The 20,118-nt window shown below is 57.2% G+C and carries 15 protein-coding genes and 5 pseudogenes; 9 read left to right on the top strand and 11 right to left on the bottom strand.

Features of this window, described 5'->3' with window-relative positions:
• Together AC1DWM_RS28615 and AC1DWM_RS28620 are read right to left on the bottom strand one after the other, a co-directional pair.
• Positions 1-428, bottom strand: a pseudogene (locus AC1DWM_RS28615) (hypothetical protein); the annotation flags it as partial.
• A 277-nt stretch (positions 429-705) separates the two neighbouring features.
• Positions 706-984, bottom strand: a complete 279-nt coding sequence (locus tag AC1DWM_RS28620; protein ID WP_223513323.1) for a DUF2790 domain-containing protein — start codon at positions 982-984, stop codon at positions 706-708.
• 599 nt (positions 985-1,583) lie between these two features.
• Between AC1DWM_RS28620 and AC1DWM_RS28625 the strand changes: the two are divergent.
• Together AC1DWM_RS28625 and AC1DWM_RS28630 are read left to right on the top strand one after the other, a co-directional pair.
• Positions 1,584-2,083 (top strand): annotated as a pseudogene (locus AC1DWM_RS28625) (transposase); the annotation flags it as partial.
• A gap of 60 nt (positions 2,084-2,143) precedes the next feature.
• Positions 2,144-2,746: a DJ-1/PfpI family protein gene (locus AC1DWM_RS28630; protein WP_223513326.1), complete on the top strand. Its 603-nt coding sequence runs from the start codon at positions 2,144-2,146 to the stop codon at positions 2,744-2,746.
• A gap of 26 nt (positions 2,747-2,772) precedes the next feature.
• Here AC1DWM_RS28630 and AC1DWM_RS28635 read toward each other — a convergent pair whose 3' ends face one another.
• On the bottom strand, positions 2,773-2,982 hold the full coding sequence (locus AC1DWM_RS28635) for a hypothetical protein (RefSeq protein ID WP_223513328.1): 210 nt from the start codon (positions 2,980-2,982) through the stop codon (positions 2,773-2,775).
• 273 nt (positions 2,983-3,255) lie between these two features.
• On the opposite strand from AC1DWM_RS28635, the pseudogene AC1DWM_RS28640 reads away from it, so the two are divergent.
• Positions 3,256-3,465, top strand: a pseudogene (locus AC1DWM_RS28640) (hypothetical protein); the annotation flags it as partial.
• Between the two features lie 117 nt (positions 3,466-3,582).
• On the opposite strand, the gene AC1DWM_RS28645 reads toward AC1DWM_RS28640, so the two are convergent.
• Positions 3,583-4,998 (bottom strand): purine-cytosine permease family protein, encoded by a 1,416-nt coding sequence (locus AC1DWM_RS28645; protein ID WP_477796731.1) that lies wholly within the window; start codon positions 4,996-4,998, stop codon positions 3,583-3,585.
• A 250-nt stretch (positions 4,999-5,248) separates the two neighbouring features.
• Between AC1DWM_RS28645 and AC1DWM_RS28650 the strand changes: the two genes are divergently transcribed.
• The gene (locus AC1DWM_RS28650) at positions 5,249-6,160 is read left to right on the top strand and encodes a LysR substrate-binding domain-containing protein (RefSeq protein WP_477796732.1); all 912 of its coding nucleotides are present in this window, start codon (positions 5,249-5,251) and stop codon (positions 6,158-6,160) included.
• A 150-nt stretch (positions 6,161-6,310) separates the two neighbouring features.
• Here AC1DWM_RS28650 and argE read toward each other — a convergent pair whose 3' ends face one another.
• The 4 genes from argE to AC1DWM_RS28670 are packed head-to-tail and all read right to left on the bottom strand — an operon-like array spanning position 6,311 to position 9,908.
• On the bottom strand, positions 6,311-7,456 hold the full coding sequence (argE, locus tag AC1DWM_RS28655; protein ID WP_477796733.1) for an acetylornithine deacetylase: 1,146 nt from the start codon (positions 7,454-7,456) through the stop codon (positions 6,311-6,313).
• The gene (locus AC1DWM_RS28660) at positions 7,453-8,130 is read right to left on the bottom strand and encodes a DUF1028 domain-containing protein (RefSeq protein ID WP_477796734.1); all 678 of its coding nucleotides are present in this window, start codon (positions 8,128-8,130) and stop codon (positions 7,453-7,455) included. Before AC1DWM_RS28660 ends, argE begins: the two co-directional genes overlap by 4 nt.
• An 11-nt stretch (positions 8,131-8,141) precedes the next feature.
• Entirely contained in the window at positions 8,142-8,552 is a 411-nt protein-coding gene (locus AC1DWM_RS28665; RefSeq protein WP_223513339.1) for a RidA family protein, read from the bottom strand.
• 24 nt (positions 8,553-8,576) lie between these two features.
• Positions 8,577-9,908: a flavin-containing monooxygenase gene (locus AC1DWM_RS28670; protein WP_477796735.1), complete on the bottom strand. Its 1,332-nt coding sequence runs from the start codon at positions 9,906-9,908 to the stop codon at positions 8,577-8,579.
• Positions 9,909-10,061: 153 nt separating this feature from the next.
• On the opposite strand from AC1DWM_RS28670, the gene AC1DWM_RS28675 reads away from it, so the two are divergent.
• The 5 genes and pseudogenes from AC1DWM_RS28675 to AC1DWM_RS28695 form a co-directional block, all read left to right on the top strand.
• Positions 10,062-10,901: a helix-turn-helix domain-containing protein gene (locus AC1DWM_RS28675; protein WP_477796736.1), complete on the top strand. Its 840-nt coding sequence runs from the start codon at positions 10,062-10,064 to the stop codon at positions 10,899-10,901.
• A gap of 30 nt (positions 10,902-10,931) precedes the next feature.
• Positions 10,932-12,314, top strand: a complete 1,383-nt coding sequence (locus tag AC1DWM_RS28680) for an aspartate aminotransferase family protein (RefSeq protein ID WP_223513358.1) — start codon at positions 10,932-10,934, stop codon at positions 12,312-12,314.
• 152 nt (positions 12,315-12,466) lie between these two features.
• Positions 12,467-13,846, top strand: a complete 1,380-nt coding sequence (locus AC1DWM_RS28685; protein ID WP_477796737.1) for an APC family permease — start codon at positions 12,467-12,469, stop codon at positions 13,844-13,846.
• Between the two features lie 147 nt (positions 13,847-13,993).
• Positions 13,994-15,484, top strand: coding sequence for an aldehyde dehydrogenase (locus AC1DWM_RS28690; protein ID WP_223513363.1), 1,491 nt, complete (start codon positions 13,994-13,996; stop codon positions 15,482-15,484).
• 282 nt (positions 15,485-15,766) lie between these two features.
• Positions 15,767-16,132: pseudogene (locus AC1DWM_RS28695) on the top strand (IS5/IS1182 family transposase); the annotation flags it as partial.
• A gap of 176 nt (positions 16,133-16,308) precedes the next feature.
• Here the strand turns inward: AC1DWM_RS28695 and AC1DWM_RS28700 are convergent.
• The 3 genes and pseudogenes from AC1DWM_RS28700 to AC1DWM_RS28710 all read right to left on the bottom strand — a co-directional run.
• Positions 16,309-18,024, bottom strand: coding sequence for an arylsulfatase (locus AC1DWM_RS28700; protein WP_223513366.1), 1,716 nt, complete (start codon positions 18,022-18,024; stop codon positions 16,309-16,311).
• 446 nt (positions 18,025-18,470) lie between these two features.
• Positions 18,471-19,286 (bottom strand): transporter, encoded by an 816-nt coding sequence (locus tag AC1DWM_RS28705; protein WP_223513879.1) that lies wholly within the window; start codon positions 19,284-19,286, stop codon positions 18,471-18,473.
• A 626-nt stretch (positions 19,287-19,912) separates the two neighbouring features.
• Positions 19,913-20,118, bottom strand: a pseudogene (locus tag AC1DWM_RS28710) (hypothetical protein); the annotation flags it as partial.

Below are 20,118 nucleotides of genomic sequence, written 5' to 3' on the forward strand. Positions count from 1 at the left end.
CCCGAGAACAGCGCCAGCATGCGCAGGCTGAAGGAGAGTTTCAGTAACGAACCGGCTTTTTTCAGAGCGGGCATTACAGCGCTATGCAACAGGAAGCCGTTAAAGGTCAATAGCACAACTATGCCAATTTTGGCTTGTAGTTTTGGATTGAGGAAATACTCCATCCCCTTGCCGGCATAATCGATCCCGACGATACCAATGCCCGTAATCCAAAGCGCTACAAGTGCAAGTCCTACGGTTTTTTGAAGGCTTTCCATGTGCGCATCATCGTGGTGGCCTGACGCATCTCCCTTCAGGAGTTGCTTGACCATTGCAATGTCACTGGTCAAAACCAGCCCGATTGCCACACAGCAGGCGATAAGATGAAAATATACAACGCCCAAACGCACATATTCCACGGTGGACGAAGAAAACATACTAAGTTCCATGGTGACCTCTTGGTTTCAATAGTGAATCAACTTGGCTCTCGGCACGGCTTGATTGTAATTTACCGTTGCTGACTGCCATTTAGATCCAGCAATTGTTATCAATTAATCTTGCGACATTACGCCGCCAAGATAATAGTGAGTTTCTCGAATGAACTTTTAGTCATTCGATCATGTCCATTTTCAGGTAACAAAAAACCTCAATCGCACTGAGTGCATGGGAGGTTTAACTTCCGCTTCTGGGGGGGCGGTGAGGCCCGGAACCCGATCGACGAGCGAATCAGGCAATGTTGGTGGGGTCGGCGGGGCTTCCACCCCATTCGAGGAAACGGATCTTGTGAACCTCGCCCTCGCTGTCTTCGTAGACCAGGGTCACCGGTACCACGCCGGTCTTGTCGGATGTATCGGTGCGCTGCAGTACCCGTTTCACATCGATGTCCATCCCGTAGTGGTATTCGACGGCTGAGACATGCGCGCCGGGGTCTTGCAGGCTGCTCTGGTCGAAGACACTGGGTGCGAGACTGGAAATCACGGCACTGACAATTGTGGCCATGCTCATAAGGCTGTACCTCCACTGAAGTTCGCTTGACAAGGACTTAATGTGACACGTGGTGAAAGTGAAGTTCACTTCACCGCGACGAACGCGCCTGCCTGCAAAGCCTGTAGTGGCTGCAAACTCCCGGCAATTCCCCGCGCTTGACGCCTTTCGACCATTCGTCCTTTAAACCCCGTATTTGTTGGCCAAAGTCCGATTCTGATGGAGGTCATAACATGTCATGACAGATTGTCACGCACGGTGAATCAGTGCCTTCAATTCAGTCGGCTGAAGCCGAGTGATCGCGAACGCCTGCATTACCCAAGTCCGCCTGGCACTGGAAAAACAGTAGGCAGCCAAACAGGTTCTGGCCCAATTCGACACCCAATTGATCGGGGAAGAAATAGATATGTTCACGCGGTGGTTGTGACGGTGTATGGACCGAAAACGCCTGCTATCGAGCCAGGGGAGAAATGTCGGGTATTGGCCGTTTTTTGCCTGTCGCGAAGGACGGCAACCGATCCAAAACTGCCCATCGCAAGAAGCAGAAAACGACCCAGGCTGTGTGAAAACGCCAGTGGTTGTCTAACCTTCTGGTCGTCTAGATCGTATTGGGGGCGATCATGAAGCGATTCATTGAAGGTGAGGCTCGGACGCAAGTCACGTTGCTGCCTGAGTGCCTGGACGATTACGTAGCCGAAGAAAACCCAGTGCGCGTGGTCGGCTTGAGCGTGAGGCCGAGCGTAACGTCGAGTTGATGTGGCTGACGGGACGTTTGGCTCCAGACTTCAAAACCATTGCCGACTTTCGCAAGGACATCGGGGCGCAGCTTCACGACAGTCCAGACCAACAAATCTCTCTTACCGATCCAGATGCATGCTCAATGACCACGAGCGGTCGTGGCACCGGAACGGTTGGCTACAACGTCCAAACAGCGGTCGACGACAAGCACCATCTGATCATTGCCCATGAGGTGACCAACGTTGGTAATGATCGTGGGCAACTGAGCAATATGGCGGACCAGGCGCGTGCAGAAATCGAGGCTGAATCGCTGACGGTGGTGGTCGACCGAGGCTATTACAAAGGGCTGGAAATCCTTGCCTGCGAGCAAGCCGGCATCACTACCCTTGATGTCAGTTTGTTGTCGCCATATGTTATTGGCATTCATGGAGGATTCTGACTGATGGCACGTGTGGGTTTGATACTGACACCCGGTTTTGCGGACTGGGAATATGCTTTCATTGCTGGAACTGCGTCCCCGTTTTACGGGATCGACGTCAGGTTCTTCGCTGCTGCTACGGGGCAGTTCCGCTCGCAGGGCGGATTGGCTGTCACTGTCGATAGCAGTTTGCAGCAATGTCTGGAGTGGAAACCGGACGTCGTTGTCGTCATTGGTGGAATGTGCTGGGAACGCGTAGAAGCACCGGATATTCGAGACTTTCTTCATGCCAGTCGCTCAAGTGGGGCGACAATTGCCGGTATCTGTGGGGGAACGCTGGCACTTGCGAGGGCGGGGCTTCTCGACACGGTTCCTCATACCTCGAACAGCGCAGACTTCTTACAACAGAATGCCGTAGGTTATGAAGGGCACACACATTATCGAAGCAGTGCAGTGGCTGTGGTTGCAGACCGCATCATAACTGCTCCAGGCCCCGCGCCCGTTAGCTTCACCTGCGCAGTGTTTGAAGGTGCCGGGCTATCCTCAGAGATCACTTCTCAGTTCAGGTCAATGTTGGCAGTGGAACATGGGGGACTGCTTTCTCCTACAAAACAGTCGATCAGGTGATGTGTTGGAGTGGCCGCCGATCGCGGTCATTCCGGCGCCATTATCACCGCGAGCGTCATCTTGATGAACTCTTCGTTCTTGTCGATCGTTTGAAGGGCGCCGCGGATATTGCCGCCGATCTCGGCCGCTCCGCGCTGCTCAACCCAAAGCGTGAGCTCCATGATGGCATCCTCCAGGGCGAGGTGGTTTTCGTTGATCTTGAATAGCAGGGAAGGGAGCAGGTCTGAGTTTGGCATCGCGATTCCTCCATGGAGGCTTCAGCGCAGCAGCAGTATTGGGAAGTGACGAACGGTAGACAGGACATCTAGGGAGGGAATGAAGCTTGTACCACCTTTTGTACCACTGACCGTGTAAAGCAGGTTAAAACCGGGTATTCCAAAGTAAGGAAGTGACCGGTTTCATTGGCCCTGAGAACTTTTCCTCAGCTGACCCAGCTAAACAGCGGCAGCGGCCCGGACATCATGCAGGTAGGTATTACCCTGGGGGATGTCAGCCTGCGCAACGTACCCCAAGGTAGCGTGGCAGCAGAGTTGGCGTGTAGGGGAGAGGGCGACACGATGCAGCTTTCGGTTGAACATCCTACTGGTGAGTTCACCGTGGAACTGCGCTTCCAGGATGGGCGATTGACCCGTTGCGGATTGATGCGCACTGCCCGATTGCTAATGGACGGGGTTGTGTTTGTTCCTGATCCTGGGCCGCCCCTTGAACGAACCTGGTAACTTGGGTCATACCAGGGCAGGCGCTGAATGACCCGTGCGGTAAACCAATGCTCAGCGCTTGACCCCGATGCTCGTGATGAAACGAGTGATCGAGGATCGAGCGCTGGCGTTGTAATGTCAGACACTGCCGACCAATTTCCCCTCATTCATCCTGCGCTTGTACGCACTGTCCCGATTTGCCAACCAGAAATACAACGGCGAAGTCACCACCAGCCCGACCACCCAGGACAAGTCCGCGCCGTTGATGTGTTCTGAAATCGGGCCCACATACAACGGTGTGTTCATGAAAGGAATCTGCACCGCAATACCGAGCGCGTACGCCAGCAAGGCCTGCGGGTTGTAGCGCCCATAAATCCCGCCATCCACGCGGAAGATCGAGGCAATGTCGTACTTGCCTTTGTGGATAGCGTAGAAGTCGATCAGGTTGATTGCCGTCCATGGCACCAGCACTACCAACAACACCAGCACCATATCGACGAAGTGGCCGATAAAGTCTTTTGAGGCGAAAACTGCTGCAATCGCACATGCTGCCAGTACGAGGATGGAGATCACCGCTCGGCTTTTCGCGGTGGGGATCCAGCGATACGCAAAGGTCTGCACCAGGGTGATGATCGACAGCACCGCGCCATACAAATTGAGGGCGTTATGGCTGATCACGCTGAGCAGGAACAGCACCAACATCAACGGGCCGATAGAGCCGGTGGCAAGTTTGACGGCGTCCATCGTGTCCATGCCGACCGGGGTGGCAAGTACCGCGACGGCGCCGAAGATGAACGACAGACTGGAGCCCAGTGCCGAGCCCAGGTAAGTGGTCCAGAAAGTGGACGCGACCGGAACGTCAGCCGGCAGGTAGCGCGAGTAATCCGACACGTAGGGCGCGAAGGCGATCTGCCACAGCGCAGCCAGAGACACGGTAGCCAGCCAGCCGGAAATGTTGAATTCACCGCGGGTCAGAAAGTCCGTGGTCTGGATATGGGTAAAGATATAGCCAAACCCCAATACGATCCCGGCGCCCAGTACCCAGGTACCGATGCGGTTGAGCACATGGATAAAGCGGTAACCGATGATGCCGATGATCCCGGAGCCGATGGCGCCGATCACGATGCCCACGGGCACGGGCACTGCGTCGACCACACCGTGCAAGGATTTACCCGCCAGCACGATGTTGGAGGCAAAGAAGCCGATGTACATGACGCCGGCGATCACCACCACCAGCAATGCGCCGAGGGAGCCGAACTGGGCGCGGCTCTGGATCATTTGCGGGATGCCCATCTGCGGGCCCTGGGCCGAGTGCAACGCCATCAACACGCCGCCGACCAGGTGGCCGACGAGGATGGCGACGATGCCCCAGATCAGGTTCAGGTGGAACAGTTGCACTCCCAGTGCGCCGGTCACGATCGGCAATGGCGCGATGTTGCCGCCGAACCACAGGGTGAACAGGTCTCTTACCTTTCCATGGCGATCTTCAGGGGGCACGTATCCAATCGTGTGTTTTTCAATAAGCGGGGCGGAGGATGTCGCAGTGGTGACCATGAGGAACTCCAAGGCAAGGTGAGTACGTGGACGTACTTCGCAGTGCGCCGCCTGCGCGGCGCTTTGTTGTTGGAGTGATCATCTGCAATGGCGGCAGGCAGGTAAATTAGTAAGTTTGTTGCTATAGACCTTAAAAAAAGTATCTCGCCGGCCTTTTTGCTCCGGTATGTTGCATGCACCGTGATCGCTGAAGAAAACAGTTTTTTCTTGCACGTGTTTGGGGCGAAATCCCACGTTTAACGAGGTTCCGATGGCTGCCTACAACCTGCGCCAACTCAGATATTTTGTTACCACGGCCGAGTGCGGCAGCGTCGCCGAGGCGTCGCGCAAGCTGTATATCGCGCAGCCGTCGGTCTCTACCGCGATCAAGCAGTTGGAAGACAGCTTTGGTGTGCAGCTGTTTATTCGCCATCACGCTCAAGGCGTGTCGTTGACGCCCAGTGGTGCACGGTTTTATCGCAAGGCGCAGGAGCTGTTGCGGGTGGCCCATGAGTTCGAGCAGAACGCCCTGGCGGACAACGACGTGGTGGCGGGGCAGATCGATATCGGCTGCTTTGAAACCGTGGCACCGCTGTACTTGCCGCGCTTGATCGCCGGCTTCAAGACGCGTTGGCCGGGGGTGGAGATTCGGATTCGCGATGGCGAGCAACAGGAACTGGTACAGGCGCTGACGGCAGGCAGTATCGATGTGGCCATGCTGTACGAGCATGACTTGGGCGGCACCATTGAAACCACGCCATTGATGCCGCCGCAACAGCCGTATGCGTTGTTGCCGGCGGATCACCGTTTTGCACAGCAGCCCAAGGTGTCGCTGGCGGACCTGGTGCTGGAACSGATGATTTTGCTTGACGTTCTGCCCAGCCGGACCTACTTCGTAAGCATCTTTGAAGAGCGCGGGTTGACGCCGAATATCGTGTTCAGCTCGCCGTCGATCGAGATGGTGCGGGGGATGGTAGGGCGGGGGTTTGGGTTTTCGATATTGGTGACCAAACCGTTCACCGAGTACACCTACGATGGGCAGAAAGTCGTCTGTGTGCCATTGGCCGAAACCGTCACCGGTTCAGGTTTGTCGGCGGTGTGGTTGCGCCGTTCGCCCCTGACCAAACCGGTGCAGTTATTTGTCGACTACTGCAGCGAAGAACTCGCGCAACTATTGGGCTAAACCCAGGATTAAAAATGTGGGAGGGGCTTGCTCCCGATAGCAGTGTGACAGGCAACTTATGCATCGACTGAACCACTGCAATCGGGGCGGTGCGGCGTTCCGACAAGCCCCCTCCCACATTTGATTTTTGGTGTCTGGTAGATAGGCGGCTCAGGCGCGGATTGATTCCAGCATCCGCAGTAGCATCGCATCACACCCCGCTAATTGCGCCACACTCACAAACTCATCCGGCTTATGCCCCTGGTCCATGCTCCCGGGCCCGCACACCACCGTGGGAATGCCCGCCGCATCGAACAACCCGCCCTCAGTACCAAACGCTACCGTGCCAAATTCCCGCGAACCGGAAAACGCCGCGATCAATTCTGCCGCCTGGCTGCGTTCGTCGGTGACCAAGCCTGGGTAAGCGGACAACTCGGTAAAACGAATCGCACTCTGGCGACTGACTGCCTGCATGCGCGGCAGCACTTTTTGCATGGCATAAGCCTGCAACTCCTCAGCTACCTCACCCGGATCCTGCGACGGCAAGGCACGAATCTCAAAATCAAACCGACAATCTGCCGGCACGATATTCAGCGCCTTGCCGCCACTGATCACCCCGGTCTGCACCGTGCTGAATGGCGGATCGAAACGCGCATCCTGGGTGTCCCGCAGGCGTTGCCCGATTCTTCCCAATTCACCAATCAACTCCGCCGCATGCTCGATGGCGTTCACCCCATACGGCGCATAGGCCGAGTGACATGCCTCGCCATGCACATCACAGCGCATGGCCAACTTGCCCTTATGGCCGAGCACCGGCTTGAGCTCGGTCGGTTCACCGATAATGCACAGCATCGGCTTCACCGGCCGCTGCTCAAGCACCTTGAGCAACGAACGCACACCGAGGCAGCCGACTTCTTCGTCGTACGACAGGGCGATATGCACCGGGATCCGCAGCGGCACCTTCACCAATGCCGGCACCAGCGCCAGCACACAGGCTATATAGCCCTTCATGTCTGCCGTGCCCCGGCCAAACAGCTTGCCGTCGCGCTCAGTTAGCTCGAATGGCGGTACCGTCCATGGCTGCCCATCCACCGGCACTACATCGGTATGCCCTGAAAGTGCGATGCCCGGCAACTCCACCGGGCCGATGCTGGCAAACAGATTGGCCTTGCTTCGCTCCTCGTTGTAGACCAGATCGCTGGTCACACCGAAACCCGCCAAGTAATCATGCACAAACTCGATCAGATGCAGGTTGGATTCGCGGCTGGTGGTATCAAACCCTACCAGCGTCTGCAGCAGTTCGCGGCTGCTGCTCATCGGTCATCACCGGCCACGCCGTAGCCCGGGGAGCGATCGGGGGCGAGGGCGCGGTCGATGTAGTCCTGGACTTGCGGGCGGTAGGCGTCCCATAGTCTTTGAAGGTCACCGACAGGATTCTCGTCGGCCCAATCCACTCGCAGGTTGATGATCGGCCATGTCAGCTCACCGACCACCACCAGCGCAGCAGAGTGCACCGGACCGGCCTCGCCGCCAGCAGCGATGGCCGCATGCATCGCGGCCAGCAGGCGATCGGCCAACTGGCCTTCGCCTTGCTCGAAAGTGCTGACCATCGCCTCGATCACCCCGCGGTCAGCGAGCATGTTGCCCGCCGCCACGCACTGCTCGCCCGACACCGCATTATGGGTGCCGAGGGTTTCGCTGCCGCTGAAATGGACGGCGCGACCCAGGTGATCAATCGCCGTCAGCTGTCGGTATTGGCTGTAGCCATTGCTAGTCAGGGCCTTGTCGAGCGCTTCGGCCGGGGCGAGGCCCTGTTCCAGCAGGTCGAGTACGTCAGGACCCAGGGCCGGCAAGGTGATGTTCTGGGTCGACACCGCGCCCACACCAGGGCGCAGCCATGGGCAACGGGCACCCACGGCGATGCTTGATGAACTGATGGCAATGCCCAGCTGGCCAGTGTCCGCACACCGGGCCACGATTGAAAAGGTCATGGGAAGCCTCCTTACTCCGGGATAACCGCGATTACATCGATTTCCATCAACCACTGCGGCTGACCCAGGGCCGACACCACCAGCCCGGTGGAGATCGGGAACACACCCTTGAGCCATTTGCCGACTTCCTGGTACACCGGCTCGCGGTAGCGCGGGTCAATCAGGTAGGTGGTGGTTTTGACGATATGGCTCAGGTCGCTGCCGGCTTCTTCCAGCAGTTGCTTGACGTTCTTCATCGCTTGTTCGGTCTGGGCGCGCGGGTCGCCGAGGCCAATCAGGTTGCCCTCGAAATCAGTGCCCACCTGGCCGCGCACATACACGGTATTGCCGGCGCGTACGGCTTGGCACAGGTCGTTGTCCAGGGTTTGGTTAGGGTAGGTTTCCTTGGTGTTGAACATACGGATACGAGTGTGAGTAGGCATCAAAAAAACTCCGGAAAAAAGGGATCAGGCGTTGACAGGGAACTGACGAACCACCGGGGCGGCGTCGCGGTACTCAAGGTATTGGCGCTGAATGGCGATATGGTCGGCGACGTATTTGGCGTCGTGCCACACGCCCCAGATAAACGACGAGCCACGGCGCGACTGCCACGGCAAACCGAGGAAATAGATCCCGGATTCGCTGGAGACGCCGCGTTGATGCTGGGGCTTGCCGGCGGCGTCAAACGCATCGACCTTCAGCCAGCTGTAGTCCACGGCAAACCCAGTGGCCCAAATGATCGAGGTGATGCCGGCTTTGTCGAGGTCCAGTTCCAGAATCGGGTTCTTGATACAGTCGGCGTCGGGAAACACACGACGGGCTTCAGGCTCCAGCGGCAAGTCCAGGCCGTTGCGCTCCACGTAGGCGTCGGCCGCATCCAGCAAGGCCAGGTAGTTTTCATCGCCACGCGCCAGGTTTTCCACCAGGTTGGGCTGGAAGCTGGCGAGGTTGCCGCTGAAGGATTGCGTGAGGCCAACCAGGGTCATGCCTTGCTGGGCCAGCTCACGGAAATCGATTGTCTTGCCGCCGTGTGCGCCGCTCACTGCAATGGTTACGTGCTCACGGCCGGGTTTCATCGCCGCTTGGTCCCACTCGCCCAACACCCCCAGCCACCAGCAGAAATCCCGGTTGCGATAGGCGCGGGGCGGGCGGTCGTGGGCGCCGACCGACAGGTACACCTGGCGTCCGGAACGTTGCAACTCATCGGCGATCTGCACACCGGAAGAGCCTGCACCTACCACTAGCACGGCACCGGCCGGCAGTTGGGCAGGGTTGCGATAATCGGCAGAGTGGATCTGATGCAGCGCGCAGTCTTCAGGTGCAATCGGCGGAATCACCGGTTTCTGGAACGGCCCGGTGGCTGCCACTACGCGGTTGGCTTCGATCACGCCTTCGCTGGTGTGCACGGTAAAGCCTGGGCGGCCGACATTACGCACCACCGAGAGTACATCCACGCCGGTACGGATCGGCGCATTGAACTTGCGGGCATAAGCTTCAAAGTAATCGGCGACGCGTTCTTTGGGGGCGAAGCCATCGGCGGCGACGTCATCGAATTCCAGGCCTGGAAAACGGTCATGCCAGGCCGGACCGTTAGCCACCAACGAATCCCAGCGCCCGGTGCGCCAGCGCTCGGCAATGCGGCTGCGCTCCAGCACCAGATGCGGCACGTCTTGTTTGCTCAGGTGCTCACTCATGGCCACGCCAGCCTGACCGGCTCCCACTACCAGGGTGTCTGTTTTTGTTATTGCTTCAGTCATGTGTCTGTCCTTGCGTAATGCAGTTGGATTCAGTTCGTGCATGACTTCAAGGCTAGGGGGAGGGGGGCTATTAATAAAATATTATTAAGCTGGGAAGTGAGCATAAATATCGGATGCAGGCTCACCCTATCGGGTGATTTCGATGGTTTCCCGGGTGTGGGACCATCTCTAACGTTCTTACAGCGAGTCTTCAAAGTGGAAAACGACCGGCTTTCTTCTGCGCAATGGTTTGAACAGATCGCCAAGGTAACCGAGAGCATCGGGCAAGCGGGCTTCGCCGCTACTTTGTTCGAGGCCCTCGGTTGTATCTGCCCGATCCAGGCCACCACGCTCTACCTGTATCCGCACGGTGGCATGCCCAGCGCATTGTTTGAATTGGAAGGCCCATGGCTGCCGCAGGGTAATGTGCGTCAGTACCTGTCGGGCTTCTATTTGCTCGATCCGTTTTACGGCGCGTGCGTAGAGGGCATCGGCTCCGGGTGTTACGACCTTGCCGATGTCGCCCCCGATCATTTCGAGCTCAGCGAGTACTTCCAGTCGTTTTACCGACATTCGCACCTGGAGGATGAGTTGAACTACATCCTGCAGTCCAACAACGGGTTGAGTCTGGCGGTATCACTGGCATTTACGCAGAAGCTGGACGCGGCCACCACCCAACAATTCAAGCGTATAGCGCCCTGGGTGCTGGCGGTGTTGGGCAAACACTTCGTGGGTCTGGAAGCGCAGGGTTCGCGCTTTGAAAGCCTGCTGGAGCAGCGTATTCACTCGGCGCTGAACAATTTTGGCTCGTCGATCCTGACCGAGCGCGAATGTCGTATCGCCCAATTGATCCTGCGTGGGCACTCCACCCGCTCGCTTGCCGAGCGCCTGGGTGTATCGGAAGACACCATCAAATCCCACCGCAAAAACATCTACAGCAAGCTCGATATCGGTGCGCAATCGGAACTGTTTTCGCTGTTCATCGATTCGTTGGCCGAGGCACAGGGCGTGCTGAGCAAGGACCCCCTTGAAAGCTACATGAACAAGATCCGCTGAGCGGATGACGACTAACAAGAGAGAGAAAACATGAACCTGCCATTCGAACCCAAACGCCAGACCCAGGACTATCAGAAGTCCGACGCGGCCCACCACATCCATGCGTTTCTGGATCAAAAGGCGCTGAATGCCGAAGGCCCACGCGTGATGGTGCGTGGTGAGGGCCTGTATCTGTGGGACAGTGAAGGTAAGCGCTACCTGGACGGCATGTCGGGTCTGTGGTGCACCCAGCTCGGTTATGGGCGAAAGGACCTGACCGCCGCCGCCGCCGCGCAGATGGACCAGTTGGCGTACTACAACATGTTCTTCCACACCACTCATCCGGCGGTGATTGAGCTGTCCGAGCTGCTGTTCAGCCTGCTGCCGGGCCACTACAGTCACGTGATCTATACCAACTCCGGCTCCGAAGCCAACGAGGTGTTGATCCGTACCGTTCGCCGCTACTGGCAAGTGGTCGGCCAACCCAAGAAAAAGATCATGATCGGTCGCTGGAATGGCTATCACGGCTCCACCCTGGCGGCTTCTGCGCTGGGCGGCATGAAGTTCATGCACGAGATGGGCGGCATGATTCCTGACGTGGCGCACATCGATGAGCCCTACTGGTACGCACAGGGCGGCGACTTGACTCCGGCCGAGTTCGGTCGTCGCTGCGCCTTGCAACTGGAAGAGAAGATTCTCGAACTGGGCGCCGAAAATGTTGCGGGCTTTATCGCCGAACCCTTCCAGGGCGCAGGCGGGATGATTTTCCCGCCGCAAAGCTACTGGCCGGAAATCCAGCGCATCTGCCGTCAATACGATGTGCTGCTGTGCGCCGATGAGGTGATTGGCGGTTTTGGTCGCACGGGCGAGTGGTTTGCCCACGAGTATTTCGGCTTCGAACCCGACACCCTGTCGATCGCCAAGGGCCTGACCTCCGGCTATATCCCCATGGGCGGCCTGGTGCTGAGCAAACGCATTGCGGATGCGCTGGTGGAGCGGGGCGGCGTGTTCGCCCACGGCCTGACCTATTCAGGGCACCCGGTCGCGGCGGCGGTTGCACTCGCCAACCTCAAGGCGTTGCGTGATGAAGGCATTGTTCGCACGGTGAAGGAAGATACCGGGCCGTACTTGCAGCAGATCCTGCGTGAAGTGTTTGGCAACCATCCGATGATCGGCGAGATCCAGGGAACCGGTCTGCTCGCGGCCATGCAGTTCGCCGAGGACAAAGACACACGCAAGCGCTTCGACAATGAAAATGACCTTGCCTGGCAGTGCCGCACCTTTGGTTTTGAAGAGGGTGTGATCATTCGCTCGACACTCGGCCGCATGATCATGGCGCCGGCACTGGTAGCAACGCGCGCGGAACTCGACGAACTGGTGGACAAGACCCGTATCGCGGTAGACCGCACCGCACGGATCGCGGGAAAGCTGTGAAGTGAGCGGTTTTCCACCCCCGCGCAAGGGGTGGAGAACCGCATCGTTACATTGCCCTGCGTGCACATAGGGCAGCCCACTTTTCAACGGATAACGGTATCGATTTCATCGGATACCGCGGCGTCCTGCATGCCCATTTCCAGGAGTCAGCAATGAATACAATAACAAACGTGGCCGATACTCCCTCCCATCATTCCCCATCGCAACCCACTTCATCGCGTAGGTTTCGACAGCCCCTGGGGCTCGTCGGACTGGTACTTTTCGGTCTGGCATACATGGTCCCGCTGGCGGTGTTTACAACCTATGGTCTCGTCACCCAGATGACCAAAGGGCACTTGCCCACCGCCTACCTGCTGACCCTTGCGGCCATGTTGTTGACCGCTTACAGCTATGGACGCATGGTCCAGGCGCACCCCTATTCAGGATCGGTTTATACCTATACGCGCAAGGCATTTGGCGCGTATTTCGGCTTTATTGCCGGTTGGACCTTGTTACTGGATTACATCTTCTTGCCGTTGCTCAGTTATCTGCTGATCGGCATCTACATGTCGGAATATTTTCCCGCTGTGCCTACCGCCGTGTGGGTGCTCGGTTCAATTGCGCTGGTCACCGTTCTAAATCTGGTCGGCATCGAGTCCATCACTCGGGTCAACTGGATACTCGTGGTTGCCCAGTTGGTCTTCATCGTTGTGTTCGTCGCGTTATCGCTTCACAACCTGAGTGGGCATTCCGCCCCGGTTTCGCTGCTCGCACCTTTCCATCATGAAGGTTTCAGCGTCCCGCTGATCATGGCGGGCGCTGCGGTACTCTGCCTGTCGTTTCTTGGCTTCGATGCCGTGTCGACCATGGCCGAGGAAACACCCAACCCGCGAAAAACCATTCCGCTCGCCATTATGGTGGTGTCGTTGTTCGGGGGGCTGTTGTTTCTGCTGGTTTCGTATTTCGCCCAGATGGTGTTTCCGGAATGGAACAGTTTCGTCGACCCTGATTCAGCCTCAGTGGACGTGATGCGCCGCGTCGGCGGTGAACTGCTGGTGACCGCATTTACCGCGACCTATGTAGCGGGCTGTTTCGCTTCGGCAATGGTCTCCCAGGCGAGTGTCTCGCGCGTGCTGTTCGCGATGGGGCGTGATGGAGCATTGCCAAGCGTGTTCGGCAAGCTGGTCACGAAAAAGCGCGTGCCGGCCACCGCGATCATGCTGGTCAGCCTGTTCTCGCTGATTGCCTTGTTTATCACCCTGGATACCGTCGCCAACATGATCAGCTTCGGCGCGCTCTTCGCGTTCTCGGCGGTGAACCTGGCGGTGATCAAGCACTACCTGGTCGACCAGAAACTGCGCGGCACACGCAACTACCTGATGTACGCGGCGCTGCCGGCCCTGGGGTTTCTCAGCACCATTTGGCTGTGGACGAGCCTTTCCGGTATGGCGTTCACGATTGGTCTGTGCTGGATGGGCTTGGGGCTGATTTGTTTGTTGGGTGTCACGCGTGGGTTCAGGGTGAAGATGCCGGACTTGCAGATGGCGGAGTGATACATCCCAACACACGCAGGTTTTGACAGCAGGTCATTGCGGTTTGAGTCGGCTGCGATGACCTGTACCTCCTGCCTCGATAGTTGCGCACCATCCATCCAGATCAATAACAACTGACCGTGTAGACGGTCAATGTGGGAGTACTACGTGTTCGACCTTAACTACTGGCAGCAGCGTGTTGCCCGCCAATCCTTCATCGACACCGCCTTGATCGGCGGCCAGCCAGTGTCGTCGATATCCGGAGCGACATTCGACGCCATCAACCCTGCGACCAATCAATTGCTCGCGCGTGTTGCCGCATGCGGCGAAGAAGACGTCAACCTGGCAGTGCGCTCCGCACGCCGGGCTTTCAATGCAGGCCCTTGGCGGCGTATGTCCCCCGGCGAGCGCAAGAAAATCCTGATCAAACTTTCCGAGTTGCTGATGGTGCACCGCGAAGAGCTGGCGCTGCTCGATTCGCTGAACATGGGCAAGCCGGTGATGGATGCCTACAACGTGGATGTGCCCGGCGCCGCCCACGTCTTCGCTTGGTACGGCGAAGCGCTCGACAAGGTTTACGATCAGGTCGCGCCTACCGCCCGGAATGCGTTGGCCACCATCACGCGGGAAGCCTTGGGGGTAGTTGCCGCAGTAGTGCCGTGGAACTTCCCGCTGGACATGGCTGCGTGGAAACTGGCGCCTGCATTGGCGGCCGGCAACAGCGTGGTACTCAAGCCCGCCGAGCAATCGCCATTTTCGGCCCTGCGTCTGGCTCAGCTTGCCTTGGAAGCAGGCATTCCAGAGGGCGTGCTGAACGTGGTACCGGGCCTGGGCGAGAGCGCCGGCAAGGCACTGGGGTTGCATCCGGACGTGGATTGTCTGGTGTTCACCGGCTCCACTCAGGTAGGCAAGTACTTTATGCAGTACTCGGCGCAGTCCAACCTCAAGCAGGTCTGGCTGGAGTGCGGCGGAAAGAGCCCGAACCTGGTGTTTGAAGACTGTCAGGATCTGGACCTGGCTGCGGAGAAGGCCGCCTTCGGTATTTTCTTCAACCAGGGTGAAGTGTGCTCGGCCAATTCCCGCCTGTACGTGCAACGTTCCATCCATGACGAATTTGTCGAACGGCTGATCAGCAAGTCGCGTGCGTGGATGCCCGGTGATCCACTGAACCCTGGGAGCGCTGCTGGGGCAATCGTCGACAGTGAACAAACCAGCCGAATTATGAAAGCGGTCGCAGAGGCACGTATTGACGGGGCCACGCTGCTGTCCGGTGGCGAGCAATTGAGCATCAATGGTTCTTCAAACTTCATTCAGCCGACGATCTTTGGTGACGTGACCAGCGGCATGCGCATTTCACGGGATGAAGTGTTCGGTCCGGTTCTGGCGGTCAGCGCTTTTGACACTGAGGAAGAGGCGGTGCAGCAAGCCAATGACAGCATCTACGGACTGGCTGCGTCGGTGTGGAGCGATGATCTGAACCGCGCGCACCGTGTGGCCCGTGCCTTGAATGCCGGTACTGTCTCGGTCAACACCATCGACGCGCTGGATGTGTCGGTGCCGTTTGGCGGAGGCAAGCAGTCAGGCTTCGGTCGCGATCTATCACTGCATTCGTTTGATAAATACACACAACTGAAAACCACCTGGTTTCAGTTGCGTTAAGTACGGTTGTGAGCGGGTCGCGTATCAGACAATACGCGACTGCTGATACCAAGGGCAGGCTCGATCAACACGGATCGGGCCGGCCATTATTGATTGAACTTTGCCACCAGGCCGAAAACAGAAAGTTCTCACTTCTGTGAGGGGCCGCTTTTGGCCCAGGCTGTGTGAAAACACCTGCAATTGTCTAATCTTCTGATCGTCGAGATCGTCGAGATCGTCGAGATCGTAGCGGGGGCGATCATGAAGCGATTTATTGAAGGTGAGGCTCGGACGCAAGTCACCTTGCAAACAGCCGTCGACGACAAGCACATCTGATCATTGCCCATGAGGTGACCAACGTTGGTAATGACCGGGCGCAACTGAGCAATATGGCGAACCAGGCGCGTGAAGAGATCGGCGCTGAGTCGCTGACGGTAGTAGCCGACCGAGGCTATTAAAAAGGGTTGGAAATCCTTGCTTGCGAGCAGGCGGGTATCACCACCTTCGTATCGAAACCCCTGACATCAGGCAGCAAAGCCGAAGGCCGATTTGGTAAGCAGGACTTCATCTATGTTGCTGCATCGGACGAGTATCGATGCCCCCGCGGGACAGTTGCTGACCCGGCGGCATTCTTCGGTGGAAGACGGCATGCTTCTGCACTGTTACTGGTTCTTGGGAGTCCTGTGCAATGCACAAGCCTGGCTAGCTGTCGGGGCGGGGATTTTGATCAGCAGGTCCTTGCTTCTCCCACTATTCCATCACATCCCTAACACAATCTGGATGTATTAGGTCAAGTACAGCGAAGAAAGCCAAGGTTAGAACCCTGGCTTCTTCAGTGCACGCTGTTATTGGCCTGGAACCTTCTTGTTCATGGCCTTGACTTGCTCCAGGACCTGCGTGAGGTTGTAGGATGCCGGCGACTGCAGCGGTGGGAACTCTGCAAAGGACTCAAGCTCCTGCAGCCACAACTGCTGGCCTACCGGAAGCATGTTCCAGTTGTAGAGGTAGGCCGTGCTCGGCGAGGCTATTGCACCGCCGATAGACAGCACCGACTTCTGGTCATCGCCTACCGCCTGTTCGAACGGATCCCTGCGGATATTTTGCACCTGCGCCCAACCGTATTGCTGTGGACCTGCCAGTGCTGAAGCGCCGGACGAACCTTCCATGGTGAAATAGATCTTCCAGTTTTTGTAACGTACGGCCGATGGTGTGGCGCCGGTGTAGTACAGGAAGGTGTCACGCGCCGACTTGTCAGATTTGCCAGTCAGGTAGTCGAGTTGATTGACCCCTTGCAGCTTGGTCTTGACGATACCGGGATACTTGCCGGCCATGATCTGCCCGTTGAGTTCATTACCCTTGGCACCACCAGCGATTTCCACCAGTGTTGGCAGCCAATCGTACGAAGCAAAGATATCGTCCTTGACTGTGCCTGGCTTGATGTGGCCCGGCCAGCGGGCCACCATCGGAACACGCATGCCGCCTTCCCAGGTCGTCAACTTGCCGGCCTTGAAGGGCGTCATGCCGCCATCGGGGAATGTCTGGCTTTCCGCGCCGTTGTCAGTGGTGAAGACCACAATGGTGTTGTCCAGTTGCCCCATGTTCTCGAGTTTCTTGAGCACCAGGCCAATATTGTCGTCCATCTGCTTCATGCCGACTTCCTGGATGCCCCAGTCGTTACCACCTTGCTCTCCCAGCATGGCCTCATACTTGGGTGAGAAAACGGTGGTTATATGCATGCGCGCCGGGTTGTACCAGATAAAGAACGGCTTGTCGGTAGTCTTTGGATCGTTGCGGTCGAGGAAGTCGATAACCTTGGCCGAAATTTCTTCGTCCACGGTCTTCGAGCGCTCCAGCGTGAGCGGCCCCTCATCCTTGCAATTCTGGTTCTGCGACGAGCCATCTTTGGAAGTACAGGCCAAAATCGGCCGCGGCGGCGTCAAGCAAGTGGTAGTCTTCGGGTCCACCGATCCCGGCATCGGCGGCACCCCGGGGATCGGTTCCACTTTGCAGGGAGGAGCAAAGCCTTGCTGGGTAGGGCTCTTGTTGATGTCCGGAAAGCTCACCTGCTGCATGGCATCCAGGTGATAGAGGTAGCCCCAGAACTCCTGGAAGCCGTGCGCGGTTGGCAGTGCATCCGGGTGATCGCCCAGGTGATTCTTGCCGAACTCGCCAGTGTTGTAGCCCTGATCGTATAGGAACTTGGCAATCGCCGGTGTACCGGGCTGCAGGTAGGAAGGGCTGCCAGGCAGTTGCGGCGGGATCATGCCTGTGCGCAACGGGGTCATGCCAGTGAAGAAGGCGTTGCGGCCTGCCGTGCAACTTTGCTCGGCATAGTAGGTCATGAACTTGGCGCCTTCATTGGCAATCCGGTCAATGTTGGGTGTGGTGTCAAAACCCAGCCCGTTCTGATAAGCACCCACCTGCATCCAGCCGATGTCATCTCCCATGATGAACAGAATATTGGGTTTCTTATCGGCCGCCTGGGTAAGCGTTGGTAAAGACGCTCCCAGAATCATGCCACTGGTGGCCAACCCCACCAGCATCATCTGTTTAAGTCTCATAGCGTGTTCCTCTATCGATTGATATAGGCGTACAGCTACATCTGACTACCGCTGCACTTCACTCGAAATGCGAAAATTGGTAATGATGACCCTCCAGCCTTACGGTGCTGCGAACGTCAGTTCGTGGATGGTTGAGTCTAGACGACGTTAAGTCCGCGGAGATCAAAAGTACTTGTTTGGCACAGGCAAACTCGACGGTCTGAATCGCCCGGGTGTGGTACAGATAATCTTCATGGACCCCGCGTTTATAGCCGGTGTTTTTCCCCTACGTTGGGAGCGTCTGCAATTATTGACCCGGCACTGGCGATTGGCGCCTGGCTACTCCACAAGCGCAAGACGTAATCCTGCCGTGGTGGGCACGGTAGTCTATGAGGGAGTTGCGGTGCGGCGATCCGACTTGCCAGCGATACAGGCAACGCGGTGCGTCTGAATTACCGCCGCGACGCTTACTTGGGAAACAGCAGCGTATACGCCACCCGAAACCCCCAGCCCTCGGCGCCATTCTCCGGGCTGTCGACCCAATAGCGGGGACCAAATTGCAGGGTCATGGGTTGGTGGCCCACCTTGAACAACTGGGTCACAAAAAGGTTGATCGGCGCAGACCACTCCTTGGTCTGCCAGTCGTAGGTGGACTCGGTATTGATGCCGAAGGTGGTGTAGGTATGGGTGGTGTAGCTGAAGAAGGGTTGCAGGAAGGTCTGGTTGACCTTTTCCTTGTCATCGGGCGGGCTGTTTTCCAGCGACCAGATGTGATTGGCCAGAATGCCACGGGTCCAACCATCGTGTTGCTTGAGCAGGACCACCGTGGGGCCCAGCCCCCATTGTTCATTGCTGAGCAGTTTGTTGCTGCCGGTGGGCAGCAAAATGGCCGGCCCCACCCCCCATATCCAGCCGCTGGCGGTAGGCTGCTTGGGTGAAAAGAAGAAGCTCTGGGTGGTGTCACCCACACCCGACTTGTCGGCAATCCCGCCGGACACCAGGCCATGCTGGTCGATGATCGGCAGAATGGTGCGGGAAATCAGGTTCCATTCGTCGTTGATAGTGAAAGGCAGGACCGGCTGAATATTGGTGACAGTCTGAATACCGTTGTTGGTGGGGCCAAGATTTTGGTTCCAGTTGTATTGAATCGGCAGGCTGTACAGCGCAGCGACCGGGTTCAGGGACTGCTTGGCCAGTTCTGCCTGGCTATCGACGGCGAGGCCAATTTCGGGCCAGACCAGCGCCAGGGTAATTAAAGGAGCAAGTTGAAAGCCTTTGTTCATCGCCACCTCTTTTCTCGGATTTGAGAGTTTTGACTTTTGAGTCACAGTTGTAAGACGAAGTGCAACCTGGACAAAACCGTTGATTGTCATCAGCACGGTAAAGGCGATGGAAAGCTTGAAGTGATCCGAAAGCTTTTTCATACCAGGTTTCCTTTCTCAGTCGTTGATCGATGTTGTCAACCGCTCAGGTGTTGAGCGCACAGCAACGTTGACCCTTGGTGCATAACTACAGAGTAAATAGCCTTGGTACTGCGTACAGAATCACATCCCTCGATTGCATGACCGTGCACGGGTTTAAGGCCCACGAAGAAGTCTAGTGCGGTTTTGTTCTTTGCATGTGGCGAATGTGATGTATTGGGGGACTAATGCATTGAATGAGCTGAGCTACAAGCTTCATGAATGAGGCTCTCTGTGGATTGAACTTGCCGAGATAAAATCCCTGCTAAAGCCCGAACAGTTTTGTGGTGGAAGTGGATTGGCTGCTATTGGCTGTGAATTCAACCGGTCGCCAACGGCAGTTATTTGCCGATTTCTGCCTGTCAGGAAGGGCCACAAACGCCCCGAGCTGCGTGAAAACGTTTTTGAGCATATTTGGCTAGAGGGGCGGGCGAAACTTGGAGCGAACGCTAATCACAGGCCTCAGTTACAGCCTTCTCGGTGCGTTTGATTTCTTGCTTGATATCAGTGGTTATGCGCTGTTTTTTGAGTTGCTGTTCGAGAAAAACCTGATTCCCTTGGTTTTTCAATTCTGCATCGGTGGCAGCGTCTTTCGCCTCTAACTGGGCAGCGTGTGCGTCTATGACAGCTTCAACCTCAGCATCATTGTTTGCGG

The sequence above is a fragment of the Pseudomonas sp. P4_C8 genome (genome assembly GCF_056401975.1).